The organism is Streptomyces sp. SLBN-8D4 (assembly GCF_049739545.1).
Lineage (GTDB): Bacteria > Actinomycetota > Actinomycetes > Streptomycetales > Streptomycetaceae > Streptomyces > Streptomyces canus_C.
On record NZ_JBMGQC010000001.1, the window covers coordinates 10,196,550 to 10,222,267 of the forward strand.

A 25,718-nucleotide genomic window follows, 5' to 3' on the forward strand; every position below is an offset into this window, starting at 1 on the left:
CTCTTGTTCGTCCCCACGCACGGGGTGGTTGAAGTCGAACGCCGAATCCAGCGGCCCGGACGGCCGGCTACTCGGGCATTCCCATGACGCCTCCCGGAAGGACGGACACCATGGCTGTTCTCAAGCTCTCACTGTTCTCGAACAACCTCCCCGACTTCTTCATCATCGACCGCGATGGCGTCGTCGACATCGCCAAGATCGAGACCGAGGAAGACCGCCGCGACGCCACGTTCCAGTGGACCGGCCCCAGCCTGGCGACGTTCGGCGGGACCGGGATGCTGGTCAGGGCCGTCGCCCCGCCGGGGTTCTGCCTGCACATCGCGACGTTCGATGACTTCCGCATCGAGAGCAAGTTCTTCACCGGAATCACGGACCCGCAGGTCAAGGCGCAGGTCATCAAGGAGTCGACCTTCGTGTTCCAGGCGGCGGAGATCGACCCGAACCAGGCTTCGTTTCGATCGGTCGCGTTCCCGGACCGGTTCATCCGGCACCGGGACTTCACCCTCTTCGCCGAGCCGGTGACAACCCCCTCCGAACTCCAGTCCGCGTGCTTCCGAATCGCCCCGCCCCTCCACCCCGAGGAGTTCTGAGAGCGCCACCCCACGCAACCGAGAGCCCGGCCCCCACCCGCGCCGCCCACAAGATCCCCGCGAGCCCGGCACCCCACCGCCCGACGGACAGTGTGGACGACGACGGGCATAGGAGGAGTGCGATGACGCACATCAACTTCTCGAGTGTGTACTGCCCCGGCATGGCCGCCGTCTTCGAACCGATCGTTCTTCGCGTGGACGAAGAAGAGATCTTCCACGGGAACATCGAGGAAGGCGGCACCCTCGTGGTCGACGTGCGCATACCGATCGTGAGCATCAAGGTCGAAATGGGCATCCGCGAGATCGACGGCCTGGGAAACACGACGGTTGTCGTCCGCCGTCAATTCGGCGTCCAGCGCGCCCCGGAGTTCGTGGCCTTGGACAACAACTCGGAGACGTAGCCATAGACGTCTGCCTTGGCGGTGCGGTACTGAACCGGAGCCTTCATACCGGTGGTCTCGTTGTAGATGAGCGCGTCGGCATTGGTGTTCGTGAAGACCTCGACGTGCACGCCTAGTTCGCGGCAGTAGTCGAGCGTGACCATCCATTGGGCGATGCGTGCGGGGCCGGCGTTCATGTACTGGCCCTTGCCGAATCCCGCGGTCTGGCTGACACCGTTGATGTCGGTCAGCCGGTCGCCGCCGCCGACGGTGAGGTTGCGGCCTCCTACGCGATCCCGCGCTTCGAGGACCGTACAGTCATAGTCGGCCTTGCCGAGTTCGTAGGCAGAGGTGAGGCCGGCGATGCCCGCGCCGATGACGACGACCTTGGCCGGTCTGCCCTTGCGACCCTGGAGTGTGAAATCGCTCTGCCTAACGACCTCGTGCACGGTTGGCCGTGGCTCGTCGAGGTGTGTGGCGTGGTCGGCGCTCACGCTCGAAGGCCGTGGCCGAGGGCGGCGGTCTGCTGGTGTGAATGCAGCGCGGCGACGGCTTGGACGATGTCACTCATGTGCTCGCGGCGGCCGAGGTGCCGGGCGAGAGCCCGCCAGTTCTTGAGATGTGCGATGCCGTGCTCGACCCGGATGCGTCGCGAGGAGTGTGCCTTGCGTTGCTGCTCGTGCCGCTCCTCGTACCAGGCTGGAGCGTTCTTCTTGAACTTGCGATGTGGTGGCGTCAGCACGCGTCCGCCGCTCTGCGCGCCCATGCCCTGGTAGCCGGCGTCCGCAAGGATCTCCAGGAACGGGCCGTCGGTCAGGAGCTGGGCCAGTCCCAGCTGGCGTGCCTGGGTGATGTCGGCGCAACTGCCGGGCCCGACCGGGCTGCAGAACAGTAGGAGCCCCTCGACGTCCGTGACGACCATGGACTTCACGGCGTTCTGTTTGGTCTTGCCGGAGACGAATTTGTCCCGGTCCTTTCGGCCTGCGGCTGGGAGTCGCACGCGGACCTCCGTGCCGTCGATGATGCCGGTCCCGCCGGCGCCCAAGTACTCGATGACCTCGGCGAGAGTGCACAGGCGGATGCCCGGTGCGACGGTGCAGCCCCGCTGCGTGAGCAGGGGCCGCACCTCGCCGAGGGCGCGGGTGGTGGTGGAGCGGTCCACGCCGAACCAGCAGGCCAGCACGTCGTGCGTGGTGCCATGGCGCAGACTCACCAGTGTGGCCAGCAGCCGGTCGACGAAGACGAACTTGTGCTTCGCCCCGGCTCCTACAGCCCGCCGCCGTGGCCCGGCCGTGAGGCGAGCCTGATGCTGGTCGTGCCACAACGGCCCCACCTCAGCGATGAGTTCAGCGATCACCGTCGGCGACAGCCCGGTGACCCGGTACTCCGCCACGATCAACGCACGCGCCCCAGCCCCCACCATGCACGGTTCAACGAGCCACCTGAGCGACGAGCCACGGCCAACCGTGCACGAGGTCGTTGGGGTCCTGTTGGCTGCACGGAAAGAAGCACTCTCCAGGTGAGCAAGCGTATCGGGTCCTACCCGCGTGTCCGCATCGAGGCCGACGGCCGGGCGATGGTCTCGCAGGCCGGGGGCGTGCTGCTGGTCGAGACCGTCCGCAAGACCGGTTTGGACACCGCGATATCAGCGGCACTGACGCCGTGGCGGAAGGCTCGGGCGGTGCACGACCCGGGCAAGATCCTGCTGGACGTGGCCCTGGCGGTCGCGCTGGGCGGGGACTGCCTCGCGGATGTCGCCATGCTGCGAGCCGAGCCGAGCCGAGCCGAGCCGAGCCGGCCGTGTTCGGGCCGGTGGCCTCCGACCCAACGGTCTCCCGCCTCATCAACTCCCCGGCAGCCGCCGCGGAGAGGGCCCTGCGGGCCGTCCGTGCCGCACGGGCTAAATCCCGCGAACGTGTCAGGCGGTTGGCCGACCGCACAGCGCCTGACGCGGGCGGGACGGTGACCGTGGACCTCGATCTCGAATGCTTGATCAGGGCTGTAGAGGTGGTTCAGCGGCACGCTCACAGAGAACACCTTGGCTGGCGACGTGCGGGCCTGAGCGGTGATCTCCTTCAGCCAGGCGTCCGCGCCGGCTGCGATGACACCAACGACCGCGGGACCGTCACCTGCGGGTCGATATGGAGACGCGCCGTCCGACCGGCCATTATCACCGTGATCACAGAGCCAGCCGGTTGCGCTCCGCTGCCGGTACAGATGTTTAATGGCCCGGTTACCGGCCCAGAGCAGAACACACATCGATTCGATGAGATTCGAAAAGAAATCACCCGTTGCTGATCGTCCTGGTAGGAAGGTTCTGTGGAAGATCACTTCGCCGCGTCGCTTCGGCGGTTGCGATTACGCGTGGGGCTGACCCAGGAAGTCCTGGCCGAGCGGTCGGGCGTCTCGGTCAGCACGATTCGTGGCCTGGAGACCGGCAGGCGTCGTAACCCGCAGCTCGCGTCGGTGCGGCAGCTGGCAGCGGCGCTCGAACTGCAGCCAGCCGAACTGGACGAACTGCTGGCCGCGGCGACGGGCGTACCCGAGCCCTCGGCTGTCCCGACGCCACGTCAACTGCCCGCCTCACCCGCACCGTTCGTGGGCCGGAACCTCGAACTTGGCCGGTTGGACGCCACATCGCGGGCCAGGCCAGGCGAGGCGACCACCGTGGTCATCTCGGCAATCGCTGGCGCTGGCGGAGTAGGCAAGTCATGGCTCGCGCTGCACTGGGCTCACCGCAACGCCGACCGGTTCCCTGATGGGCAGCTCTTCGTCGACCTGCGCGGCTTCAGCCCGGATAGCGACCCGATGGACCCAGCAGTGGCTGTGCGTGGATTCCTCGACGCGCTGGGCGTCGAGCCCGACCGCATCCCCGCTGCCCCGCACGCGCAGGCGGCGTTGTTCCGCAGCTTGGTGGCGAACAAGCGGATGCTGTTGGTGCTCGACAACGCGGCCGACACCGCCCAGATCACTCCCCTGCTGCCGGGCGGCGACAGGTGCACCGTGGCGGTCACCAGCCGCAACCGGTTGTCGGGTCTGATCACCGGGCACGGCGCCCACCACGTTTCCCTCGACACCCTCACCGACACTGAGGCCCGCGCCTTGCTCGCCGCCCGGCTTGGCACCGCACGTATCGACGCCGAGCCCGTGGCAGTGGGCGAGCTCGTCCAGTTGTGCGGCGGGTTTCCGCTGGCGTTGAGCATCATCGCCGGCCGGGCCCACACCAACCCGCACTTGTTGCTGGCCGAGCTCGCCGACGAACTGCGCGATGACGCACTCGGCGTACTCGATGACGCTGATCCCGCCGCGAGCCTGCCCGCAGTGCTCTCGTTGTCCCACCGCGCATTGAGCGACGACGAGGCCGAGGTGTTGGGGCTGCTCGCGATCGCACCGGGACCCGACATCGGCTTGTCCGCTGCCGGCAGCCTCACCGGCCTGGGCCGAAGCCGGACCAGGAGCCTATTGCGCCGGCTCGAACAGGCATCGCTGATCAGCCTGGACGCCACCGGCCGCTACCGCATGCACGATCTGATCCGCCGCTACGCCACCACCGCCGACATGGCCGACGACGACACACGCACGGCAGCGCTGCTGCGGGTGCTCGACTTCTACACCCACACCGCGCACGCCGCGGCCCATCTCCTGGATTCTCACCGCGAGCCCATCGAGCTCGCCCCGCCGGTACCCGCCTGCCACCCCCAGATCCTGACCGACATCCCGGCGGCGATGGACTGGTTCGAGGCCGAACATCGCAATCTGCTCGCCGCCCAGCGCACCTGCGCCGCACGCGCGTTGAACGACACGGCCTGGAAGCTGGCTTGGGCGCTGAACGACTTCCACTACCGGCGAGGACACCGTCACGATCAGCTCGCCGTGTGGCAGATCGCAGTCGACTCCGCGAGCCAACTGCCCGACCTCGGCGCCCAGATCCTCACCCACCGGCTTCTGGGCCGCGCCCATGTCGTGCTCGGACACCACCAGGAGGCAATCGACGCCCTCAACCAGGCCCTTGCCCTGAGCGAGCAACAGAACGACCGTGCCCTGCAGGCCCAGGCGCATTACACGCTCGCCTCGATCCAGCCGGACGGCCGTCAGGCGCTGGATCACGCCAGACACGCACGGGACCTCTACCGCGGCCTCGACCAGCCGATCGCGGAGGCCAACGCGCTCAACGCCGTGGGCTGGTACGCAGCGCTCCTCGGCGACCACGACGAGACCGCTCGCGAGCACTGCCAGGCCGCCCTCGCCCTCTTCCAGCACCACCGCGACGTGGCCGGCCAGGCGCAAACCCTCGACAGCCTCGGCTACATCGACCACCACAGTGGCCACCACCACGACGCCATCCAGCACTACCTCCAAGCCATCAGCCTCTACCGCGAACTTGACAACACCTTCGACACTGCCGAAACGCTCGACCGGCTCGGCTATCCCCACGCCGCCCTCGGCCAGCACGACCAGGCCCGCGTGGTGTGGCGGGAAGCCCGTGACCTGTACCGGCAGCAAGGACGCGACCAGGAAGCCGAACGGATGGAGCGGCAGCTCGACCAAGGCGCGTGACGACCAGCCGACCGGTCACAGGTGAACGGTTCGTGAGCTGTTCGCCCGCCGGGCACTCCAACCACGATGGTTCAGGCCAGAACGACACTTCGACCCTCAGAAATCGAGGTCACCATGCCTGAACTCCGGCCCATGGCCAGCACCGCCGCAGGGCGTCACAAAAGCCGCCGTCCATGGCTTTACGGGACGGCGGCGGTGGTTGCGAGTCTCAGCACCGTCATGGCGACAGCCGGCAGTGCCGGCGCCGACCAGAGCAAGCCCACCGCCCCCTTCGCCGCGCAGGCCAACGCGTTCGGGCTGAGCACCGTCGAAGCGAAGACACTGCAGAGCCGGGTCGATACGTACCTCGCCCAAGAGGGCGGAACGCAGATCGCCGCCAACAAGATCAGGCTCACTGACGGGGGCGTGCTCGTACTGACCTTGCCGAGCGGGCATCCCGCTTACGGCAAGGACGAGAACGGCAAAGCCCTGGCGTCATACACCTGCGATTACGAACACTTCTGTGCCTTCAGCGGCACCAACTTCACCGGCAACGTCAGGGACTGGTACTACTGCCGGGAGAACCCGATGCCGTTCATGGGGCACGGATCGTGGAAAAACAACCAGACAACGGGCACCGTCGCCAACTTCGAGAGCGGCGACCACGTGTCGCGATGGCACGACACCGGCGCCTACACCGAGGACGACGACGCCGACTGGAGCTGGGTTCACTGGGTGAGGAACTGCTGACCTGCCCTGACAGCCCACCCGCGTCACCGCAGAATCCGACGCTCGGATCCACCGGTGTCCCTGCCGTGAACCAAGACCGTTGCTCAGGAGGACGGGCCTTGACCCTTGATCCTGGACACACGAGACACTGGATCCTGAGGATCTGCGAACGGACATCTCGTGGTCATGAAGAACTATCCGCCGCAGTTCAAGGCGGACGCGGTCGCGCTGTACCAGTCGCGGCCCGAGGCGACGATCAGGCAGGTCGCCGCCGACCTGGGGATCAACCCCGAGACCCTTCGGAACTGGGTGCGGGCAGCCGGCGCGAGCCGGCCGCGTGGACGCCGGGCGGAGGTGCCGACCGAGCCGCCGGCGCCGTTGGAGGCGGAGAACGCCGCTCTGCGGAAGAAGGTCCGTGAGCTGGAGGAAGAGCGCGAGATCCTGCGGAAGGCAGCAAAGTATTTCGCCGGGGAGACGCGCTGGTGAACCGCTTCCAGTTCGTCGCCGACCATCAGCGCCGTTTCGGCGTGAAGCGGCTGTGCGCCATCCTGGGCATCGCCCGCTCCAGCTTCTACTACTGGCGTCGGACGGCCGCGGACCGGGCCGCCCGGCAGGCGGCCGACGCCCGCCTCGCCTCCCGGATACGGGCCGTGCACCGCGAGTCGGACGGCACCTACGGCGTCCCCAGGATCACCGCCGAGCTCCGCGAGGCGGGCGAGCGCGTCAACCACAAGCGGATCGCGCGGGTGATGCGGGGCGCCGGGCTGGCGGGCGTGCGCTTGCGCCGCAGACACCGCACCACGGTGGCGGACCCGGCCGCGGCGAAGGCCCCGGACCTCATCGGCCGCGACTTCACCGCCACCGAGCCGAACACGAAGTACGTCGGCGACATCACTTATCTCCCGCTGGACGGCGGGAAGTTCCTGTATTTGGCCACCGTCATCGACCTCGCCTCACGCCGCCTGGCCGGCTGGGCGATCGCGGACCACATGCGCACCGACCTCGTCACCGACGCCCTGTCCGCCGCCGAACGGACCCGCGGCAGCCTCGCCGGGACGGTCATGCATACCGACCACGGGGCCCAGTACACCAGCCGGGCCTTCGCCGACGCCTGCCGCCAGGCCGGCGTCCGCCAGTCCATGAGCGCGATCGGCAGTTCGGCGGACAACGCGCTCGCCGAGTCCTTCAACGCGACGTTCAAACGCGAGACGCTTCAGGGCCGGAAGCGCTGGTCCAGCGAACACGAGGCCCGTCTCGACGCGTTCCGCTGGCTCAACCGCTACAACACCCGACGCCGACACTCCCGCCTCGGACAACGCAGTCCCATCGCCTACGAGACAGCACTCGACACAACATCAACTACCCTGGCCCAAGCCGCATAGCCCGTGTCCAAGATTCCGGGTGAAGGCCCGACCTATGCAGCACATCCGTCGACTGGGCGTCATCCTCGCCGCAGCCACATCCCTGGTCGGCCTCGGCCTCGCCACTTCGTCTACCGCGCAGGCAGCACAGACCGGCGCCCAGGACTACCAAGGCTGTCCTACCGGCTACGTGTGCATCTACCCGAATGCCAGCTGGAACAACGGTGTTCCGGAGCACACCTACTACACCTACGGGGTCCACAAGCTCTACAACGAGTACGGGCAGCACCGCATCTTCAACAACCAGACCGGGAGCGCTACGTCACAGCTGTGCATCAACAGTGACGGCACCAACTGCACTGGCAAGAGCCCACGAACCGCCTACTTTGACTACGACCTGACCCCGTACAACTCGATCCGGCTCAACCCGTCCTGACCACTCAGCCCATGCCCCGCTCTCCGAGAAGCTCTCATCTCGCTTCTGCAGGTCACGGTGTCCTGAGGTACCCAACACCGTGACCGACAGAAAGAGGATGGGACACAGCTTCTGACCAAGTGCAGGGGCTTCGACTTCGACCTTTGGGTGCGGTCCGTTTCGCGCAGCGGTGCTCCCTGCGGTGCTGCTTCGTATGGTGCCCACCCGCGCGGTCAGCAGGCCTCGTGCAAGACCTGGATGCTGTCCTCGGCCGGGACGGCGACAGAGGCCTGCTGCTCATGCTCCATGCGGGCGGTGTGCAGGAGGCGCCACCACGACGTCACGGTCGGTCGGCGGCGAAGGAGCGCCCGCCGCTCGCGTTCGGTCATCCCGCCCCAGACGCCGTACTCGATGCGCTGATCCAGGGCGTAGGACAGGCATTCGGTGCGCACGGGGCAGCCGGTACACACGGCCTTGGCCCGGTTTTGCGCAGCTCCCTCAATGAACAGTTCCTCCGGGTCGGCGCTCTTGCACAGCCCGCGGTCGCCCCAGTCGGTATCCGTTATCACCTCGGCACCGCCCCTCCCCGATTCCGCCAGCAGCCACGCCCGGCCAATGCGGCAGGCACGTGACAATACGTGAGCCCGGTGCTGAGCGTTCAGCAGCGGCAGAGCGCCCAACTCCTTCGAGTGACGCGGATCGCTGCCCTGTTGCGATCATGGAGGATCTGGGAAGCAGTGCCAGACGGGCGGCGGTGGAGGCCGGTTCCATCGGCTGGCCCCTGTTCGCCTCGACCGTCAATCGTGATCCCGGGCCACGAGCCGGGCACCGTCACGGCCGTTGCTGTCCCTATCTGGCTCTGATCATGACCGGAGAAGCAGGCGCTATCTGATCACGTACGGCTGCTGCCTGGGAGGCCGTGCAACTTCTCCGCGGCTCCGGGGGACAGCGCTGCCCCAGCGAAAGTGTGCGGTGGTGGTCATCGGCTTGCAGGTCGTGCTCAGACCAGGGTGGATATGCAGAACGGGTGGCCTGCGGGGTCCAGCAGGACCCGCCACCGGTCGGGGTCCGGCTGGAACTCGGGCTTGACAGCCCCCAGTTCCAGCAGCCGGGCCTGCGCAGTATCCAAGTCATCGACGCCCAGTTCGATGTGGGCCTGCTTTTCCTGGGAAGCAGTCGGCCAGGTGGGACGGCGGTAGTCAGCCAGCCGGTTGAACCCGAGTCCGGCCGCGCCCTCCTGGCCGAGGAGGACGAAGTTGTCGGTGGAGAAGACGACGGGCAGACCGAGGGCCTCGCCGTAGAAGCGGGCCAGTTCGGCGGGGTCTGGGCAGTCGAAGGTGACGGCCGAGTAGCGGAACGTGGGTGCGGAGGTGTTTTCCGTGGTCATGAAGGTGACCCTAGGCCGGGACCAGGACAGATTCGGTCCTGGTCATGTGGAACACTCGGGAACGTGATCAGCGCATCCGCCCGCCTGCTGCGACTGGTCTCCTTGATTGCAGCCAAGCCGTCGTGGACCTGCGGCGAGCTGGCCGAGCGGACGGCGGTCACCGACCGCACGGTGCGGCGGGACATCGCCAAGCTCCGGGAACTCGGCTACGCCATCGAGTCCGACCCGGGCCCTTGGGGCGGTTACCGTCTCCGCGCCGGAGCCCGGACGCCGCCTCTGATCCTCGATGACGAAGAAGCACTCGCCGTTGCTGTCGGACTGCGCGTGGCCGCGCTCAGCGGTGCTCTCGGCGGCGACCAGGCCGCGCTGTCGGCGTTGCTGAAACTGCAGCAGGTTCTGCCCCAGCGCATCGCGGACCGGCTGACCGAGATGGACGACGTCTTCGTGCACACCCTTAGACCCGACGAGCCGCAGATCACGCCCGGCATGCTGCTGGAACTGGCCGCCGCGTGCCGCCGAGGCGAGCGTGCCCAATTGTCGTACCTCGACTGGGAGGGAGCGGATCTTGGTGTTGACCATGGAGCCGGCAGTTCTCCCACCCTCCGGCCTGTGACCCACCGGTGACGAAATCCAGCCACAACCACCGCAGAGCGCCCCGGACAGGCCAGCAGCGGCTTCCGACCAGAGGGCGTCCACGAGAGTGCGACCGCGCGGCCGTTGCAGACCGCGGCTACGCCGGTGAACTCGTCAACTGGGCCCGCGAACGCCTCTGGCTCACCCTGCGCATCGTCTCCCGGCCAAAAGGCACCAAGGGCTTCGTCGTCCTGCCCCGCCGCTGGAAAGTCGAACGCACGATCGGCTGGTGCATGAACGCCCGCCGCAACGCACGCGACTACGAACGTCTGCCCCAGCACTCCGAAGCCCACCTGAACTGGGCGCTCATCACCCTTATGACCAGGCGTCTGACCCGAAAGAAGCCCGCACCCAGTTGGACGAAGGAGCAGGCGCCCACCGGCTGAACCAGCCCATGAGGACGACAAACGTCACACAGCTAAGAGATCTCCGCGGGGCTTGGTCAGACAGCATCACGTTCGTGGGCAGGCGGTTTGCTTGAGAAGCCAGTCCTGGGCTGCTTTCAGGACTTCGTCCCGGTTACGTGCCACCGGGCGTGGGTCCTTGACGATCTCTTCATCCGGTGGGATCGCTGTGTCATATGTACGGCCCGTTCGGTCCGCGTCCTTGACTCCCGTGAGGATCAGCATGGCACCGTCGGACAGGCGGTACGCCTTGTTTCCCGTGGGGACGCCGTAGGTCGGCTCGCCAAAGAAACGGGCCTCTGGACGCCCGCGGAAAGCCACCACGACCGCTTCGCCCGCACTGGCTGTTCGCTTGCCGGTCAAGACCGCGACCGGTGGGGTGCTCCTGGCGACGGGTTGGCTGGCGCCCCAGCCGGCCGACTTGCCGTCTACGTACGGGGCGCCGTGTTTGATAGACCAAACGGACTTCTTGCCGTCGGCATCTACGAACATGCCGACCTTGCCATCACCCAGGATGGGCCCTACGACAGCCAGCATCGGATACATGTTGCCGCCCGTATTCGAGCGCAGATCCACCACCCAGCCGCAGGCCCCAGTCCGATCTGCCTTCGCCACGGCATCTCGGCCCTGCCCTACGTACTCTTCGTACGTCTTCTGAGATCCCTGCACTCCGGGGAGAGAAATGTACCCGAGGCCGTTCTTCAGTGAACGGCCCTGCAGGCCATCAAGCGGGACCGCGGAGGATCCAAGGTTCTCCTTGGCTTGCTCCGGCTCCCAGAATGTGCTGTGCCCGTCGCCCAAGGTATGCAATGCCGAGCCGATCGCCCCGTAGGTGTCCTCTGGTTTCTGCGCACCGCGTGCCTGCGAGAACGCTTTGCTACGCACGTCCGCCCAGTCAACCTGGTGCCGAAGGAGAGAGTGTTCTTCCATGATGCTCAGCGCCTTCGACAGATACGTCCGCGCTCTGGGCACCATGTCGTTGCCTGATGAGTCCTGCGAACGGCTCGTGCATCCCGTCGCTGCGACGACGACTCCCACCAGCCCGACACAGGCCGACATACGCAGCGACCGTCCCAGCCCCATCCATCCCCCAGCCCCTTGGCGCAAGAAGCAACCCTAACGTTGACGATCAGCTGCTGAGCAACTACCAGATGAGAAACAGGCACTCAACACCGTGAGGCGTGCATCGGATGCCGTCCCGGAGGGGCGGCGCCAGCGCAGTTCAGGCCATTCGCCAGTGAGGTTGTACGTCGTAGCGGTTGGGGAACCATACCCGCCTGCGTCCGGCCTCCGCAGAGTGATCCGGTCGACCAGTCCTTCCTCGCGCAACCGGGCCAGTCTTCGCCTGGTCTGCGGTGCGACGACTCCGCATCGACTCTGAGCAGCGCCAGGTGACCTGCCCCAGGGGCGGACCAGCCGTACCGGGTACGGCCCGTTTCTGATCTCCTCGTCGGGAACTGTGTGTCGTGTTGTGCAGTTGTTGCAGCTTGTCCCGTGAGGCTGATCCGGGGGTGCCGTCCAGATGACGATGGTCTTGTCGGGGTCGGGGCCGCAGATGAGTGCCTCCAGTCGAGGACGAGTTCTCCGACGACGGGATGGTGGAGGGCCTTGGCGCCTTTGGTTCTGGTGGCGACGTCGTGCTCGCTCCATCACCGGCGGAAGCGCGCGTCGCCTTCGGAGAGTTCTCGGACCAGCGCGGCCAGGCGCGGCTCGTCGGGGTAGCGGGTTTGGTTGCCTCCATGAGCAGTTGGGCGATGGCCAGGCGGGTGACGTCTTCCCAGCCGGCGTACAGGCCCGGCAGGGCGAGGCCGGTGAACAGCAGCCGGATGTAGCAGCGTTGGTCTTCAGCAAGGGCCGCGAAGTCGGTGAAGACGGCGGCGGCCAGGCTGTTCCGTGCCAGGACGTCCGTGCACCGGCCGCCGACGAAGGCCGGGGCGGTGGTCAGGTCGTCGAGCATCCGCTGGACCTGAGCGTCCACCTGCCGGCGTTCGTCGCGGGCAATCGTGGAGGGGCTGGGCTTGGAGGCTAGGTTGACGAGGTAGGCGCGCTGGTCGTCATTGAGGTGGAGCACACGGGCCAGGTCGTCGAGGAGTCGGCCCCGAACCTCGTGTGCGAGGGCGCCTGCCACAGGCGTACGTGGTGGGAGCCGAGCCCCAGTTCGCCCGGAGCAAGGCTCCGACCAGCCGCTCACTACGGCGCGAGCCACACCTTGCCGAGCAACGCTTCGGCGGAGCCGGGCGGGATCGGTTCGCTGACCGGACCGGAACGCGACACGAGGGTCTCCCGAGACCATCATCGGCCCGTCCGCATCCCTCACACAGCAAGGAGTCAGCGATGAAGAGCTCCCGCCGGAGCACGGACCCGCGCACTCTCGTCGTGGTTGTCTGCACGGCGCTGGCCGTGCTCTGGGCCACCGCGACGTCGGCGTCCGCCCTGAACACCCAAACCTATGAGCAGCTTCAGAATGCGGAGGCCCATCGGTACTGTCTGGACATCAAGTCGGAGGACCCCGCGGAGGGCGCCCGCGCGCAACTGTGGAACTGCACGGGGCGTCTCGGAGCAGAAGTTCATCCTCGTGGCCGCCGACCGGGGCCAAGGCCCGGTACCGGGCCAGTGGACGATCCGGTCGAAGAGCGCGGGCAAGTGCCTGTACGTCGGAGGCGGTGCCGGGACGCAGGTGACCCAGGTGGGCTGCTACGCGTACAACCAGGCGCAGAGCTGGGAGCTTCGGTCGACCGGTGAGATCGTCAACATATACTCCGGCCTGTGTCTCGACACGGCGCACGACCAGAAGGGCGCCGCCGTCATGGTCTGGCCCTGCAACGGGAACATCGCTCAGCACTGGTTCTTCTGAACCGGCTGCCGCACGCTCGCGTCCGACCCCGTCGCACGGTGCCACCGGCGCTGTGCGACGGGGTCGTGCCCGTCCGGTCGCGGGCTGCGCAGGGCCGTGCTGATGGCGCCGCCGATGTCCCGGGCGGTCTCGGCGAGCCGTTCGAGGCAGTGCGCGGGGTCGGTCACGACGAACAGGGCAGCCACTGGGACCTGGCCCCGGTCGTACAGGGGGACCGCGGCACAGCACACCCCGTCCACCAGTTCCTCGCGGTCGAACGCCACGCCGCGGTCCCGGATCACCGCAGCCTGCCGCGGCCAGGCGGCCGGGAGGGAGTCCTGCGGCACCGCGGACGGTGTCTGGGCCATCAGCACCTTGCCGGCGGCGGTGTACCAGGGCCAGGTCGCGCTGCCGAGCAGCGGGGCCCATGCGTCCCCGGTCGCGGCTGGTGTGCAGTCCACGACGAGGGTGTGGCCGCGGCGCAGTACGGCGATCCCGGCCGTCGCACCTGTGGCCCGCACCAGTCGGCGTACCGGCTCGGCCGCCGCGGACCGGAGCCGGGGATGCGGCTGCCACTGCCGGCCCAGCCGGAAGATCTGCGATCCCATCCGATAACACGTGCCCCGCCGCTCCACGGCGCCCAGGCCGACCAGCTGCTCCAGCAACCGGTACGCGGTCGTCTTGGGAATTCCGCTCTCCGAGTACAGCCTGGTCAGTCCGGCCTCCCCGGCGCGCTCCAGCACCTCCAGCAGGGCGAAGGCGCCTTCCAGCACGCTGCGTCCGCCGCAATCCGCCACGGACGGCCCGCACAGTTGTCTCGCGTCCACTCGCATCCCCTCCTCATGCCACCGGGAGCTCAGGTCGACCCCCGCCCACAGCCTGGGGCCGGTGTTTGGGCCGAGAGCTTGCCGATAGGTTGTCGCCCTCCCGATCAGGCCTGCGCACCCCTGGGCGGTCCGCTGAGCGGAACCCCTGGTGACGGCTGCAGGGCGCACTGCCAGGCTCTGGATCGCGGCCCCGACACAGCCGCATCCGACCGCCGGAGGGAAGAAGGATGATGCGGGGACGAAGGAGAGACCCACAGTTACCGGCGCAGTATTGGCCGCGCTTATGGTCGTCCGGGCCGTTCTGGTCGTCGGCGGTACCGCTGACGCGGACAGCTGGGTCACGCCGCCATCGGTTCGCGGCCGGCGGCCGGCCACGCGATGTCTGATCAACCCCCGCTCCGTCTCTGCCTGGGCTTCGCCCGGCGGCGAATGGACAGGGGGCAGAGACCACGTCTGCGGCGACGGTCTCTTCCAGCGCTGGAAGCCGAATGTGGCTCCGGGCCCCTGGTCATCAGACCGTGGCCAGCGCGAGTCGTCGTTCTGCCTCGACCTCAGGGACGGCTACTCGGCGAACGGGGCACAGATCCAGATCTGGACGTGCGAGGTCGGCAACAACCATCAGCTCTGGAGACAGGGATGACATCCGGAAGGGGAACCATGAGTTACGGCAGGACACTTGCGGGGCTGCTGGCCTCGGGCGCGTTGGTTGCGGCCGGGACGGCCGCGATGGCGGCGCCGGCCGAGGCCGCGAGCTTCGTGACCATCAGGAACTTCGGCAGCGATCTGTGCGTTCAGCCCGGCCGGAGCAACCCGACCAGCACCGGGGTGCAGTTGACCCAGGAGGTCTGCGACGGCAGCCTGGCCCAGCAGTGGACCCCGGTGTCACTGGGCGGCGGGAACTACCAGTTCGTCAGCCGAAGCAGTGGCGGCTGCATGGACGCCCACGGGTCCAACACCGACGGGACTCCGGTGGACACCTGGCCGTGCAGCACCATCAGCAATCAGCGGTGGAACTTCTCGCCGGCGATACCCAACGCGCTTCCGGCCCGGATCGTCTCGGCGATCGGCAACCGGTGCCTGGACGTCACCCAGGGGTCGGGCGACCCCGGCACCCCGATCCAGATCTTCCACTGCACCAGCGACAACGCCGCACAGGCCTGGCTCATCCGCTGACCGGGCACGGTTCGAAGCCCGGTCCCATGTCCTCACGAGGGACCGGGCTTCGGGCCGTCCTGACCGTGGGCCAGCCTGGCCCGCAGGGGCTCGGCGTCGGGCAGGCCCAGGTCGTCGAAGATCTCCACCGCCCGCGCCCACGCCTGACGGGCAGCCGTGAAGTCACCGGCGTCCTCGTGGGTGTCGCCCAGATAGGCGTGACCGATGGCCTCGCTGCGCCGGTCCTCCGTCTTGCGGAACAGCTCGAGGGCCTGCCGGTAACACTCGACGGATCGCGCGTGGCGTCCGAGGTGCCGGTGGATGTAACCGAGACTGTCCAGGGTGTGGGCCTGGCCGCTGAGGTCCCCGATCTCCTGGACGAGACCCAGTGCCTGCTCGCAGTACGCGAGCGCCCGCCGATGGTTTCCGAGCTTGGTGTGGTACCAGCCGATGTGGTTCAGCGCGATGGCCTGACCGCCCCGGTCGTGCGCGCAACGGTAGTGCTCGAGCGTGTGATGCGCGTGGTCGAGCGCCTCCGGGTGGCGGCCGTCGGCCGAGGCGACGGCCGCGAGGTTCTGGTGCATGCGGGCCTGCCCCGCCTCGTTGCCCAGTGCGGCGAAGAGGTCGAGCGCGAGCAGGTAGTGGTGCTCGGCCCGGTCGGTACGCTCCAGCCTGGCCCAGGCGAGTCCGAGGCCGCGGTGGGCGTTGGCCCGGCCCGCCGTGTCGCCCGAGAGGCGGGCCGCTCTCAGTGCGGTGGTATGGGCCGACGCCAGCTCCTGCCAGTCGCCGCGCCGTTCGAGGAAGGTGGTGAGGGTCGCGGCGAGTTGCCAGGTGTGGGTGTCGAAGCCGGGCGGCGTCCGCTCGACCGCGGACAGCAGGACGAGTCGCTCAGCGGTGAACCACGCAAGCGCCGCTCGGTGATCGGCCGGCCGGCCGGGCTGGGCACCCGGCTGCGGCGGTGCCAGGGTCAGGGGGTCACGGCGCAGAGTCAGCAGGGCGTCCGCCGCCCAGGCGGTGTGCAGGTAGTGGTCCAGCATCCGCAGGGTCGCCGTGTGCCGGGTGGCGTCGTCGTCCTCGGCCGCGATGCACTCGGCGGCGTACGCTCGCAACAGGTCGTGGAAGGTGTGGCGACCCGGTCGGTGCTCGGTGAGCAGTTGCGCGTCGGTGAGCTCGGCCAGCAGGCTTTGGGCGCGGTCCTCGGTGACACCGGCCAGCGCCGCGACGGCCGACGTGGCGGCGTCGGGCCCCGGGTGAAGGCTCAACATCCGGAAGAGCCGCGCGGCGTTCGGGCTCAGCATTCGGTAGGACCAGGAGAACACGGCACGCACTCCGCCGGACGGGTCGTCAGCGTCCAGTGGGTCCAGGCGGCGGTCGGCCGTGCGCAGTTCTTCGGCGAATTCGGCGAGCGGCCGACGTGGCTCGGTCGCGGCGCGGGCGGCCACCACGGCGAGCGCGAGCGGAAGTCCCGCACACTGGACGACGATCTCGTCGACCGCCGCGGGTTCGGCGGCCACCCGTACGGAGCCGAGCCGGACCGCGAGCAGTTCCCGCGCCTCTGCGGGGCCGAGTAAGTCGAGGGGGAGCAGGTGGGCCCCCTCAGCCACCGCCAGCCCGGTCAGCCGGTTGCGGCTGGTGACCAGCGCCAGACAGCCGGGGGCCCCGGGCAGCAGCGGGCGTACCTGTCCGGCGTCGCGGGCGTTGTCGAGCAGGACGAGGACCCGGCGGCCGACCAGCAGGCTGCGGTACAGCGCCGCCTGCGCGTCCAGGCCGCGCGGGATGTTCTGCGGTGGCACCCCGAGGGCGTCGAGGAAGGCCCTGACGGCCTGCGCCGGGGTCACCACGGCGTCGTCGTCGAATCCCCGCAGGTTGACATAGAGCTGGCCGTCGGGAAACGCGTTGTCCATCTGGTGGGCCCAGTGCACGGCCAGCGCGGTCTTGCCCACCCCCGCGGTGCCCGACACGGCCGAGATCACGACGGCCGTGGGCTGCTGCCCGGCCGCGGCGAGGATGTCCCGAAGTTGGGCGAGTTCCTCGCTCCGGCCGGTGAATCCGCGAACGCCCATGGGCAGTTGGGCGGGGATCACACTGTCAGCCGAACGGATCCGGACCGGCCTGACGTCGGGGTTCGTCAAGGTGGTCGTATCGGCCGGCAGCCCCCGCAGAACGGTCTGATGGACCTCCCTCAGGCGCGGTCCGGGGTCCGTGCCGAGTTCCTCGGCCAGCCGTTGCCCGAACGCGGCGAAGCAGTTCAGGGCTCCGGCGCTGTCCCCCGTGGCGTGCAGGGCCCACATCAGCGCCTCCGCCAGCGGTTCCGCCAGAGGGTGTTCCTCGAGCAGTGCGGTGAGCGGTGCGACGACCGCGTCCGGATCACCGCCGCGTAACTCGGCCTGGGCCCATCTCACGGCGGCGTCCACTCGCTCCCGCCGCCATGTCTCCCGCACCCGTGCGATCCACTGCCCTTCCAGTCCGGCCAGCGGTTCGCCGCGCCACAGCGCCAGCGCGTCGGTCAGAAGGGACGCCCGCATGCCGGGGTCCTGCCCGCGTTGTCGGGCGAGTGCCGTCAGCCGCCGGAACCGGTGCAGGTCCACCTGGTCTGGGCCCGCTTCCAGCTGGTAGCCGCCGGAGCGTCGCACGACCCGTAACGCGTCGCCCGGGCCGTCATCAGTCGCTTCGCACGTGCGCCGGATCCGGGCGATGTGGGCGTACAGTGCGCGTCGCGCGCCGTCCGGCCGGTCCGCTCCCCAGACCCGCTCCGCCAGCACGTCGACCTGGACCGGCCTGCCCGCGTCGACCGCCAGTGCCGCCAGCACGGTACGGCGCTGCGGCGGTCCCAGTTCCACCAGGTTCCCCCGTACCACGAGTTCCACCGGTCCGAGCAGCCGCAACTGCACCACATCGCCCTCCGAACGCCTCCGGCGTCCATGCAGAGGCCGTACACCCCGGCGAGGGTGAACATCATCTGCTGGGACGCGAGTTCCTGGGCTCATAGTCCCCGGGGTGACGACCGGGGACAACCTGCCGTGGAATCGGCGCAGTTGACACCTGTCGCCATCGTGCGGTGCCCGTCGCGGTGAGCGTCGGTCCTCCCGGGGCGTCAGGTCGTTGGGGACCCGGATGCCCGGCAACGACGCATTGCTGAGGCGTGGCCTTGACGAGCGCCCAGGTCGAGGCCGTGAGGCTCCTCCTGGGCGGACGGGCACGTTGGGGCGTGTCCAGCCGGTGCTGGGAAGCGGGGACGGTAGCTCTCGTGCAGGCCCGTCCCATGCTCACAACAGGACTTCGATGCCACGGAGTTCCCTGCGTACGAGGTCCGGTCGCGCACGTTCGCGGTCCAGGATGAGAACGAGGAAGAGACCTTCGTGGACGCGGGTTCAGCGGGCGAATGAGGTGGAGCTCGGTGTCGAAGGTGACCAGGATGTCCTCGATCTGTTCCGCCTTGTCGCCGGTCAGGTGCAGTGCGGACAGATGCGCGCGCACGACGTCGGTGCAGGCGTGGGCCGCCAGGTTCTGAACGGAGTGGGCCTCGTCCGCGCGGACGACCTGGCCGACGGGCTTGCTGGCCGCGATGTGCTCCAGGATGGAGACCAAGTCGTCCTCGGCGAAGCGCCCGGCCGCGGCGGCGAGCCAGAGTGCCTGGTCGACCCGGTCGCTTCCCAGGACAGCGGCGAGTTCGACAGCGTGGGCCCTCTTGGCGCGGATCCGGGACGCCCCGGCGGTTCCGGCCTCCTTCAGCCGGCTTCGAGATTGTCGGTCCTGGTGAGGATCATCCGGGTGAGCCGAGGCGGGGAGACGCGGCCGCGGTCGGCGTCCGCGCGGCCCGGCAGCCGACGTATCCGTGTGCCGAAGCCGGGGGAGTCTTTGGTGGCCGGGGCGGGCGCGAAGTGGACCAGGAGCCTGCGCAGACCGCGAGCTCCTGGGACATTGGAGATCCGCACCCAGCCCCGGACGTCGATGAATGGATCACTCCACCGTTGGACGCGGCGAGACCGTGCTGCCGGCCGGGGGAGTGAGGATGACCTGTAGTTGGCCCGCGGCAGGGGGCGGCGAAGTGAGGTCATGGGCGGGGAGCGAGGGCGGCGAGGTCTCCTGGAAGACGGCTTGATCGAAGTCGACGAGGCCGGTCTTCTCCACGACCTTGATGTGGTCCAGGACCGTGTCGTTGGCCTCGGCGGCCAGGGCGCGGATCAGTGAGTTCTTCGTGGTGCTGCGGACACTTGCGATCGTCATGAGCAACTGGCCGTCCACCGCGCGCACGGTGGTCGCCATGTCAGCGCCGAACTGTTCGGGGCTGTCTGCGTTCAACCGGGCCACGAAGCCCTGTTGCTGCGGGGACGGCTGGTCGGGAAGCGTGATGCCCAACTGGCCGGCGGTCCTGCGGCAGGCGGCGTCCAACGATGCGTCCTCGGCGGCCAGCTGCTGACCAGCAGCCCTGATGGCATGCGGCGTGCTCTTCTGTAGGGCCATGAGGCCGACGGAATACTCCCAGAGTCCGGCGGCGCGTACCTTGACGACGAAATCCCGATCGGCTTCCGACACCTTTCCAGACTCTGGCGCGGCGATGATCCGATCGGGCGCGCTACTGACCTTCTGGACTCCGAGCATGGCGGGGTAGAGGAGGGACCCCAGGGTGGCAGCGAGTGCACCACCCAGAAAGAGCGATCCCACCGCGGTCCGTGAAAAATGCACCGTGTCTCCTGATCCGGCATTCGGATCCCGCACCTACGGACATACGAACTCGGGGCCCACCAGAACCTTTTGGGATCGCAACGACTTCGCAGAATCGAGAATCGAAGATGCGCGTGTTGCGTGTGGAGCGCCAAGGGTCAGGCGGTAAGGGGCCGTTGGACCCTATCTGTGGATCCATGAAGGGGCCATTGGGTCCTATCCGAACGCGGTGCCTTAAGTCGATCATGGTGCGGCGGCCGGGAAGGGCCAGTCCAATCCCGCACTTACGGTCCTTCCCGGTCAGTCGACGCTGTCATCGGCGTATCAATTGTCCGAAACGAGAGCAGTGAACGCGCTGACCTGCCGGGATGAGTGGGCTCCTTCAGTGTTGCCGTTCCGGCGTGAGGATGTCCTTGGCGATTGACATCATGTGAAGCGGCCCCTCCGGGCCCCACCGGGCTCTGCGGAAGATGCGCCACAACTTCCAGAGCGCGACGCCGCGCTCGACTGGCGCTCGCGCGGCGACCAGTGCGCGGTTGGGGGCCTTCTCGGTAAGGACGAGGTGCTGCAGGTTCCGTCGTTCACCGGTGGCCGGCCGTGTGGAGACCCGGTGCTCGTACGGCGAACAGGTCAACGACCGCGCTGATGCAGGCGTGCGAAGGCCCACTGCTGACCCGAACCCGGCCCGCGTCCTTCGTTAGGCGGTTTCGTTTGGATCAGCGGGCAGACCAGACGGGTCGGGGCGTTCCCGCTGCTTGGTCGGCCCCGGCCGGTTTTGCCGCCGGTAGTCGCCCGGTGGCGTCCCCTAGGCGGTCTTGAAGGCTCGGCTGAAGTCCGCCGCACACCTGAATCCCCACCGTGCCCCCACCGGGTGGACCGGCAGTTCGGCGAGACGGGGATCGAGGAGATCGCGGCGGCAACACTCCAGCCGGCGGTGCCGGATCCATTCGCTTACCGTTGTCCCCTGGTGCAGAAAGAGCCGGTGCAGCTGGCGTACGGAGATGTGGTGCGCGGCGGCGACGAGGGCGGGCGACAGCTGGACGGTGCCCAGCCGGCGCTCGATGAAGGCATGGATGCTGACCAGCAGTACGCGCTGACGGCCCTCCGGCGGGATTGCGTCGCCGGTCTCCGTGCGATGTGCCAGCACTGCTGTGGCAAGGTCCAGGACCACCGTGCCCAGCCGTACGGTGTCCTGCGGACGGTAGGACTCCGACTCGGCGACCAGGTGTACCAGGCACTGCGCGAGGAGCCCCGCGAGCCCCGTACCTGCCGCCATCGGCGCCGCAAGCAGCCGGTCGACCTTTGCCCGTGGCAGGGGCAGGGCGGCTCGCGGGATGCCCACGGTGATCGTCTCGACCACGCCTCCGTCAGGCAGCATCCACGACTCGTACGGATGTGACGAGTCGTTGAGTACGAGGTCTCCCACCTCTGGTGCGACCTCAAGTCCGCTTTGCGCCATGGTCCGCCGTCCCTGCAGTGTCACGGCCAGCTGGTACTGGTCCGGATCGAACCGGCGCACATGGATTGGCGTGCGCAGCACCTGCAGTGCGGGAAGTCTCAGCGTCGCCACATGCACGGGACCAGCCTGCAACACCCTGGCGACGCCGTGGAAGTCGGCGGCTTCATCGCAGCTGACCGCCGACGGCAGATACGACTGGGTGATCATCTCGCGCCAGCGGTCGACTCTCGCCCGGCGGCCACTCGTCACTGCTGTACACCGTCTCGAACACGTGCAGCACCCCCGTGGGCCGACATTCTGGCCCTCCGTTCGATCTGGTGGTGAGGCGTTATCCGGCCTGGCACGCGTTGCCAATCAGCCGTCGCTGTCTGATAACGCCCGCACGTGTCGCCGAGCCATAGCTTCTGTCCGGCAAACGACCGTTCGACTGTTCGTGAGTGAGAGGGGATCTGCGTGTTGTGCAACGTTTCACACCGCCGTCCGCTGCGGCTGTTCGCGTCCGTCCTGACCACCGGCCTGATGATGTTCGGCATGACCGTGGCCGTCACACCGTCGGCCTCAGCGGCAGCCTGTACCACCTGGAACCCGGGCGCGAACGGCGAGGGGGGGCGGCTCCATCAACATATCCACCCACCTCAAGAACAGCGACTACTCCGGATGTGACAACCGCGCCGCGATCTCGGCCGGCGACTGGGTCTGGGTGCGGTGCCTCAAGTGGAACAGTGCCACCTCGCACTGGTGGGTGTACCTGCGGACCGAGGTGGGCTCGAACTACGGCTGGACGTCGTTGGACAACTTCAGCAGCATCGCGTACGACGACGACGGCGACGGCACCGTCGAGTACGCCTATTGCTGAGGCGGCTGTCGGAAGTGCTCTAGGTTGGCCCACGTGAGGACGTGGGGCGGAGCTGGTCGCACCGTTCACCTTCGTGGTCGGCCTGGATGGGAGCTTCTTCGAGAAGCCCCCGATCAGGTGGCGGTCCGCGGGCCGCGACGAGCGAGGCTCCCGGGCTGTTGATCGAGACATCTGTCGTCTCAACCACGCTGCTCGGGGCCTCGTTGGTCATCCATCCTGCCGCATGTGCTCGTGGAACGGGTGACCATGCTCGTCGCCACCCGTGAGCATGACCGACGCTGCAAACTCCGCCCATCCCAGCGCGCGATGGTGACATTGGTGTACCTGCGTGAACACACCACCCTGGCGAAGACCGCCGCCGGATTCGGGATCAGCGAGTCCACCGCCCACGCCTGCACCAGCGCCGGATCTCCGGCTCTCATCAACGCATCGCTGACCAACTCCGAGACCGAGGTGGTTCGTTTGCCTTGGGCGCACTGACGACGAGCCGCCGTGTCGCCATTCCACCCTGGATCGCACGGCATTCCAGGGCCCACCCGCTGGGGGCCGGACGGATCTCTACGACCCGGTGCATGCTGGGTCCGGGCTGCTGAAACAGATCATCGCTCGGCGCGCGGAACGGGACGAACGCGAAGAACAGCTGGTCGAACAACTGACGAAGCTGCGGGCCGAGCGCGAGGAACTTGCCGCGCTCGAACGCCTCCTTCAATGGCACGCCGCGTTCCGGCCAGCGGACATCTCGCCTGCATATGACCGTTCGCAGGCGGGGCGGGCGTGCGAGAGCATGTGACCGCGTCGGGCACCAAGCCGGCGAGCAATGAGGTGTTCGGGGCGTCCGGGCACAGGTGGGCCTTTGAGAGCCGCACACCGAGGACGAACTCGCCGAGCTCAAAGCCCGGAGGGTATGAGGCTGCCGTCCCGGTGCCTGGGCATGGGGCCTGCTCACTGAACAAGTTCGATGTGCGGATGTTCGGGGGACACTGGGCAGACGTGGAGTTGCAGGTCGTAGGCGTCGGCGATGGTGAGCAGAGTGACGTTCGCGGGTCGGATGCCGATGGGGAGCGGAGTCGGGTTCGTCCGTTCCTCCGCGGGCATCCAGCTCTTGCTGCCGGAGTCCCATTCCCTGCTCGCGACAGTGAGGAGCGGGATCGTCTCGGTCCCGCATTCGGGGCAGGGGCGCGGCATGGGGTCGGTGAGGCCCCAGCGGGTCCAGCCGCCGGTCTTCCACCCGGGGGCGTGGCACAGGTTGCGGAAGTAGAACTCCTGCGGGGTTTCCGCCCCGGTGCTGTCCCACGCGTATCCGGCTGCCTCCCACCGACTCACGTCGCCCAACTGCTGTTGCAGTTCCTTGCTCAGCTCCATGGGGCTGGGGTACTCGGTGACCTGCTCGGGCGCCAGCAGGCACGGCTTCGGGAGGTACCAGTCGAACTGGATGACGGGCGGCTCGGGCGGGGCGTCGAGGACGTCGGTGACGGAGGCGAACGAACGCCACCGGAGGGCGGTTCGAGGGTGTGCGAAGTCCGAGTGGTCGCAGGGGCACCACAGGACCTGGAGCAGATCGGCTCCGGGAAGGCTGCCCGGGAGGGGGACGTCACGGGCGTAGAGCTGGACAACCGGAATCATGGGAATCGGACCGTCGAACCATGGGTGGCCCGTGCGGAGCCGCTGCTCGATCTCCTGCTCCTCGGGCGTGATCGCGGGGGCCTGGGGGCGCGGAGCCGGCGTTCGGCCGCTTTCGCACGGATGCGGCGCAGAAGCCGGATGTCCTCCGGAGAGTGCATCTCGTCTGTCGCGTCGCTGTCGTGTGGCTCTTCGCAGTGGGGCCATGGTTCGTCGGCGGGCCAGAGGAGCGGCCCGCCGACGGAACTCTCGTACGGCGTGGGCGACCCGGGGCGGGGATGCAGCCGGGTCGCCGTGCGGGCCAGCGGGGCCAGTTGAGGGAAGAGCGCGGTCACGTCGAGCGGCCGCGGCGGGGTGGTGAAACTCATGCTGGCTCCCGACGGCGCGAACTGACTGTGATCAGTTGCCGAGGTTGTACAACCCGGTGTTCTTCAGGGTGTTGGTGACATAGACGTTGGAAAACAACTACTCGATCGCCCCGTCAGCCCGTTCGATATTAGCGTTCATCGTGACTCCCACCGGGATCGTACTGGTGTCGTCGTTGTAGACGGGCGTCACTCGGTAGAAGATCGCGCCGTCCGGTCCGAAGGCGGACTCGTCGCTCTGAACGACCTTCTGCACCATGGCCCCGTGGGTTCGCATGCTGGGCGTCTGCGCAGAAAAGCGACCAGCGTGCGGACCCGTGCCTGGGCCGCGTGCCGCGTGCGATGCGTGCCGTGTACGACGCGTGCCGCGTACAACGCCTTCGTCGGCGTCGCAGATCAGCTCGTACGGGCCTGACTCAAGTCCGTTTGGAAGCCGGCACATGTCACCAGAGGCGCGCCCGACGGGGCCGGGCCAGATCGGTCATGACCGATCCGGGCGGCGTGGCCGATGACCGATTGCCCGTCGACCGGTTGCACCGGTCACTCGACCGCGGCCACCCCGACCCCGATGGCGATGAACAGGCAGCCGCTGATCCGCTCGCAGCGGCGGCGCCACGCAGGACGGCCCAGAACGGCGCGCAGCCGGCCGGCAAGGCCTACCACGGCCTGCCAATAGACGATGCCGATGACGATGTCGAGCGAGCCGAGCAGGAAGATCTGCTCCGTCGGCGAAGCGCCTCGGTCGACGAACTGTGGCAGCACGCTCAGGAAGAACAACGCGGCCTTCGGATTGAGCACATTGGTGAGAAACCCTTGGGTGAAGCCGGTCCGGCGGCCGACCGGTGCAACGTCGCCTGACCGCGGTGCGTGACCGTCCCGTGGTCGCCACCGTTGGGCCCTCTGCGGGCCGAGGCCCGCGCGGGCGTGCTCACGGGCATCGAGCAGGGCACGTACACCGAGGTAGACCAGGTACGCGGCGCCTGCGAGCTTGATGACGGTGAAGGCGAGGGCGGAGCGGGCGGCGATCACCGACAGACCCAGCGCTGCGGCGCACATGTGGACGCACAATCCCGTCTGCGCGCCCAGGGTGGCTGCCCGGCCCAGCGAGGTGCTCCGTGCGGCGGCCCGCACGATCACCAGGAAGTCGGGGCCGGGTACGAGGTAGGCGAGCAGGACCACTCCGAGGAACCCCGCGAGATCGACCGACATCGTCCGCTCCGCTCCGCGTCCGTCCGTCGGACGCGCCTTGTTCGTGGGTTCCACCGATGCCGGCTTTCATGCGGCCGGCTCGGTCACGGCGACTCAGTGGTGGTTCTCGCCCCCGAAGAGCAGAGCCAGCAGATCGGTCGGAGTGAGTCCGGACGCAGCGGGGTGGCGAAGGACGGTGCCCGGTTCGATCCGGTACGTGTCGCTGCGGCACTCTCATGTGTTGGCGCGTGCCGGCGATCGTGGGGGCCGATCCGCATTCCCGGTCATGACCGATTCCGGGGTGCCGAGCGGACGGCC

The 25,718-nt window shown here is 68.2% G+C and carries 21 protein-coding genes and 7 pseudogenes; 13 read left to right on the top strand and 15 right to left on the bottom strand.

Going from position 1 to position 25,718, the window contains the following annotated elements:
• Positions 1-110: 110 nt before the first annotated feature.
• Positions 111-590 (top strand): AbfB domain-containing protein, encoded by a 480-nt coding sequence (locus tag RKD20_RS46380; protein WP_424883031.1) that lies wholly within the window; start codon positions 111-113, stop codon positions 588-590.
• A 319-nt stretch (positions 591-909) separates the two neighbouring features.
• Here RKD20_RS46380 and RKD20_RS46385 read toward each other — a convergent pair.
• Both RKD20_RS46385 and RKD20_RS46390 read right to left on the bottom strand, forming a co-directional pair.
• Positions 910-1,419, bottom strand: a pseudogene (locus RKD20_RS46385) (flavin monoamine oxidase family protein); the annotation flags it as partial.
• A 41-nt stretch (positions 1,420-1,460) separates the two neighbouring features.
• The gene (locus RKD20_RS46390; RefSeq protein ID WP_424883032.1) at positions 1,461-2,393 is read right to left on the bottom strand and encodes a transposase family protein; all 933 of its coding nucleotides are present in this window, start codon (positions 2,391-2,393) and stop codon (positions 1,461-1,463) included.
• A gap of 96 nt (positions 2,394-2,489) precedes the next feature.
• Between RKD20_RS46390 and RKD20_RS46395 the strand changes: the two are divergent.
• The 5 genes and pseudogenes from RKD20_RS46395 to RKD20_RS46415 form a co-directional block, all read left to right on the top strand.
• Positions 2,490-2,950: pseudogene (locus tag RKD20_RS46395) on the top strand (transposase); the annotation flags it as partial.
• Positions 2,951-3,289: 339 nt separating this feature from the next.
• Positions 3,290-5,527 carry an ATP-binding protein gene (locus tag RKD20_RS46400; RefSeq protein ID WP_424883033.1) on the top strand — a complete coding sequence of 746 codons (2,238 nt, stop codon included), beginning with the start codon at positions 3,290-3,292 and terminating at the stop codon, positions 5,525-5,527.
• Between the two features lie 132 nt (positions 5,528-5,659).
• Positions 5,660-6,256 (top strand): hypothetical protein, encoded by a 597-nt coding sequence (locus RKD20_RS46405; RefSeq protein WP_424883034.1) that lies wholly within the window; start codon positions 5,660-5,662, stop codon positions 6,254-6,256.
• Positions 6,257-6,415: 159 nt separating this feature from the next.
• Positions 6,416-7,617 (top strand): IS3 family transposase gene (locus tag RKD20_RS46410; protein ID WP_424883035.1). Its coding sequence is split into 2 segments (ribosomal slippage): positions 6,416-6,707 and positions 6,707-7,617, totalling 1,203 coding nucleotides; the frame shifts between segments, so codons are not numbered across the junction.
• Positions 7,618-7,651: 34 nt separating this feature from the next.
• Positions 7,652-8,032: a hypothetical protein gene (locus RKD20_RS46415; protein WP_424883036.1), complete on the top strand. Its 381-nt coding sequence runs from the start codon at positions 7,652-7,654 to the stop codon at positions 8,030-8,032.
• 212 nt (positions 8,033-8,244) lie between these two features.
• On the opposite strand, the gene RKD20_RS46420 is transcribed toward RKD20_RS46415, so the two are convergent.
• Both RKD20_RS46420 and RKD20_RS46425 read right to left on the bottom strand, forming a co-directional pair.
• Positions 8,245-8,628, bottom strand: coding sequence for a WhiB family transcriptional regulator (locus RKD20_RS46420; RefSeq protein WP_424883488.1), 384 nt, complete (start codon positions 8,626-8,628; stop codon positions 8,245-8,247).
• A 383-nt stretch (positions 8,629-9,011) separates the two neighbouring features.
• Positions 9,012-9,398: a VOC family protein gene (locus tag RKD20_RS46425; RefSeq protein ID WP_424883037.1), complete on the bottom strand. Its 387-nt coding sequence runs from the start codon at positions 9,396-9,398 to the stop codon at positions 9,012-9,014.
• Between the two features lie 63 nt (positions 9,399-9,461).
• Between RKD20_RS46425 and RKD20_RS46430 the strand changes: the two genes are divergently transcribed.
• The gene (locus RKD20_RS46430) at positions 9,462-10,022 is read left to right on the top strand and encodes a helix-turn-helix transcriptional regulator (RefSeq protein WP_424883038.1); all 561 of its coding nucleotides are present in this window, start codon (positions 9,462-9,464) and stop codon (positions 10,020-10,022) included.
• The gene (locus tag RKD20_RS46435; RefSeq protein WP_424883039.1) at positions 10,019-10,417 is read left to right on the top strand and encodes a transposase; all 399 of its coding nucleotides are present in this window, start codon (positions 10,019-10,021) and stop codon (positions 10,415-10,417) included. The genes RKD20_RS46430 and RKD20_RS46435 overlap by 4 nt, the downstream gene beginning before the upstream one ends.
• 66 nt (positions 10,418-10,483) lie before the next feature.
• Here RKD20_RS46435 and RKD20_RS46440 read toward each other — a convergent pair whose 3' ends face one another.
• The 3 genes and pseudogenes from RKD20_RS46440 to RKD20_RS46450 form a co-directional block, all read right to left on the bottom strand.
• Positions 10,484-11,410, bottom strand: coding sequence for a S41 family peptidase (locus RKD20_RS46440; protein ID WP_424883489.1), 927 nt, complete (start codon positions 11,408-11,410; stop codon positions 10,484-10,486).
• Positions 11,411-11,601: 191 nt separating this feature from the next.
• Positions 11,602-12,030: pseudogene (locus RKD20_RS46445) on the bottom strand (hypothetical protein); the annotation flags it as partial.
• A gap of 143 nt (positions 12,031-12,173) precedes the next feature.
• A pseudogene (locus tag RKD20_RS46450) lies at positions 12,174-12,731 on the bottom strand (hypothetical protein); the annotation flags it as partial.
• A 168-nt stretch (positions 12,732-12,899) separates the two neighbouring features.
• Between RKD20_RS46450 and RKD20_RS46455 the strand changes: the two are divergent.
• On the top strand, positions 12,900-13,289 hold the full coding sequence (locus RKD20_RS46455) for an RICIN domain-containing protein (protein ID WP_424883490.1): 390 nt from the start codon (positions 12,900-12,902) through the stop codon (positions 13,287-13,289).
• On the opposite strand, the gene RKD20_RS46460 is transcribed toward RKD20_RS46455, so the two are convergent.
• The gene (locus tag RKD20_RS46460) at positions 13,271-14,095 is read right to left on the bottom strand and encodes an IclR family transcriptional regulator (protein ID WP_424883040.1); all 825 of its coding nucleotides are present in this window, start codon (positions 14,093-14,095) and stop codon (positions 13,271-13,273) included. The two genes, RKD20_RS46455 and RKD20_RS46460, sit on opposite strands and share 19 nt — an antisense overlap.
• 657 nt (positions 14,096-14,752) lie before the next feature.
• Here RKD20_RS46460 and RKD20_RS46465 point away from each other — a divergent pair.
• On the top strand, positions 14,753-15,268 hold the full coding sequence (locus tag RKD20_RS46465; protein ID WP_424883041.1) for an RICIN domain-containing protein: 516 nt from the start codon (positions 14,753-14,755) through the stop codon (positions 15,266-15,268).
• A 32-nt stretch (positions 15,269-15,300) separates the two neighbouring features.
• Here RKD20_RS46465 and RKD20_RS46470 read toward each other — a convergent pair whose 3' ends face one another.
• The 4 genes and pseudogenes from RKD20_RS46470 to RKD20_RS46485 form a co-directional block, all read right to left on the bottom strand.
• Positions 15,301-18,141 (bottom strand): AfsR/SARP family transcriptional regulator, encoded by a 2,841-nt coding sequence (locus RKD20_RS46470; RefSeq protein WP_424883042.1) that lies wholly within the window; start codon positions 18,139-18,141, stop codon positions 15,301-15,303.
• Positions 18,142-19,207: 1,066 nt separating this feature from the next.
• On the bottom strand, positions 19,208-19,849 hold the full coding sequence (locus RKD20_RS46475) for a DUF4142 domain-containing protein (protein WP_424883043.1): 642 nt from the start codon (positions 19,847-19,849) through the stop codon (positions 19,208-19,210).
• 445 nt (positions 19,850-20,294) lie between these two features.
• Positions 20,295-20,495, bottom strand: a pseudogene (locus tag RKD20_RS46480) (IS5/IS1182 family transposase); the annotation flags it as partial.
• A gap of 222 nt (positions 20,496-20,717) precedes the next feature.
• Positions 20,718-21,620, bottom strand: a complete 903-nt coding sequence (locus RKD20_RS46485; protein WP_424883044.1) for a helix-turn-helix domain-containing protein — start codon at positions 21,618-21,620, stop codon at positions 20,718-20,720.
• 451 nt (positions 21,621-22,071) lie between these two features.
• Between RKD20_RS46485 and RKD20_RS46490 the strand changes: the two genes are divergently transcribed.
• The 3 genes and pseudogenes from RKD20_RS46490 (at position 22,072) to RKD20_RS46500 (ending at position 23,017) form a co-directional block, all read left to right on the top strand.
• Positions 22,072-22,227, top strand: a complete 156-nt coding sequence (locus tag RKD20_RS46490) for a hypothetical protein (protein ID WP_424883045.1) — start codon at positions 22,072-22,074, stop codon at positions 22,225-22,227.
• 246 nt (positions 22,228-22,473) lie between these two features.
• A pseudogene (locus RKD20_RS46495) lies at positions 22,474-22,629 on the top strand (helix-turn-helix domain-containing protein); the annotation flags it as partial.
• 166 nt (positions 22,630-22,795) lie between these two features.
• Complete coding sequence (locus RKD20_RS46500; protein ID WP_424883046.1) at positions 22,796-23,017, top strand: hypothetical protein; 222 nt, start codon at positions 22,796-22,798, stop codon at positions 23,015-23,017.
• A 152-nt stretch (positions 23,018-23,169) separates the two neighbouring features.
• On the opposite strand, the pseudogene RKD20_RS46505 reads toward RKD20_RS46500, so the two are convergent.
• The 3 genes and pseudogenes from RKD20_RS46505 to RKD20_RS46515 all read right to left on the bottom strand — a co-directional run bounded on the left by RKD20_RS46505 (position 23,170) and on the right by RKD20_RS46515 (position 25,391).
• A pseudogene (locus RKD20_RS46505) lies at positions 23,170-24,215 on the bottom strand (hypothetical protein).
• Between the two features lie 97 nt (positions 24,216-24,312).
• The gene (locus RKD20_RS46510) at positions 24,313-24,471 is read right to left on the bottom strand and encodes a hypothetical protein (RefSeq protein ID WP_424883047.1); all 159 of its coding nucleotides are present in this window, start codon (positions 24,469-24,471) and stop codon (positions 24,313-24,315) included.
• A 281-nt stretch (positions 24,472-24,752) separates the two neighbouring features.
• A complete protein-coding gene (locus RKD20_RS46515) occupies positions 24,753-25,391 on the bottom strand; it encodes a LysE family translocator (RefSeq protein ID WP_424883048.1) in 639 nt (212 codons plus the stop codon).
• Positions 25,392-25,718: the final 327 nt, after the last annotated feature.

Coding starts and splice junctions, on each gene's coding strand:
- RKD20_RS46380 (WP_424883031.1), top strand. CDS start 111: ATGGCTGTTCTCAAGCTCTCACTGTTCTCGAACAACCTCCCCGACTTC.
- RKD20_RS46390 (WP_424883032.1), bottom strand. CDS start 2,393: ATGGTGGGGGCTGGGGCGCGTGCGTTGATCGTGGCGGAGTACCGGGTC.
- RKD20_RS46405 (WP_424883034.1), top strand. CDS start 5,660: ATGGCCAGCACCGCCGCAGGGCGTCACAAAAGCCGCCGTCCATGGCTT.
- RKD20_RS46415 (WP_424883036.1), top strand. CDS start 7,652: ATGCAGCACATCCGTCGACTGGGCGTCATCCTCGCCGCAGCCACATCC.
- RKD20_RS46425 (WP_424883037.1), bottom strand. CDS start 9,398: ATGACCACGGAAAACACCTCCGCACCCACGTTCCGCTACTCGGCCGTC.
- RKD20_RS46440 (WP_424883489.1), bottom strand. CDS start 11,410: ATGGTGCCCAGAGCGCGGACGTATCTGTCGAAGGCGCTGAGCATCATG.
- RKD20_RS46455 (WP_424883490.1), top strand. CDS start 12,900: ATGCGGAGGCCCATCGGTACTGTCTGGACATCAAGTCGGAGGACCCCG.
- RKD20_RS46465 (WP_424883041.1), top strand. CDS start 14,753: ATGAGTTACGGCAGGACACTTGCGGGGCTGCTGGCCTCGGGCGCGTTG.
- RKD20_RS46475 (WP_424883043.1), bottom strand. CDS start 19,849: ATGCTCGGAGTCCAGAAGGTCAGTAGCGCGCCCGATCGGATCATCGCC.
- RKD20_RS46510 (WP_424883047.1), bottom strand. CDS start 24,471: ATGGTGCAGAAGGTCGTTCAGAGCGACGAGTCCGCCTTCGGACCGGAC.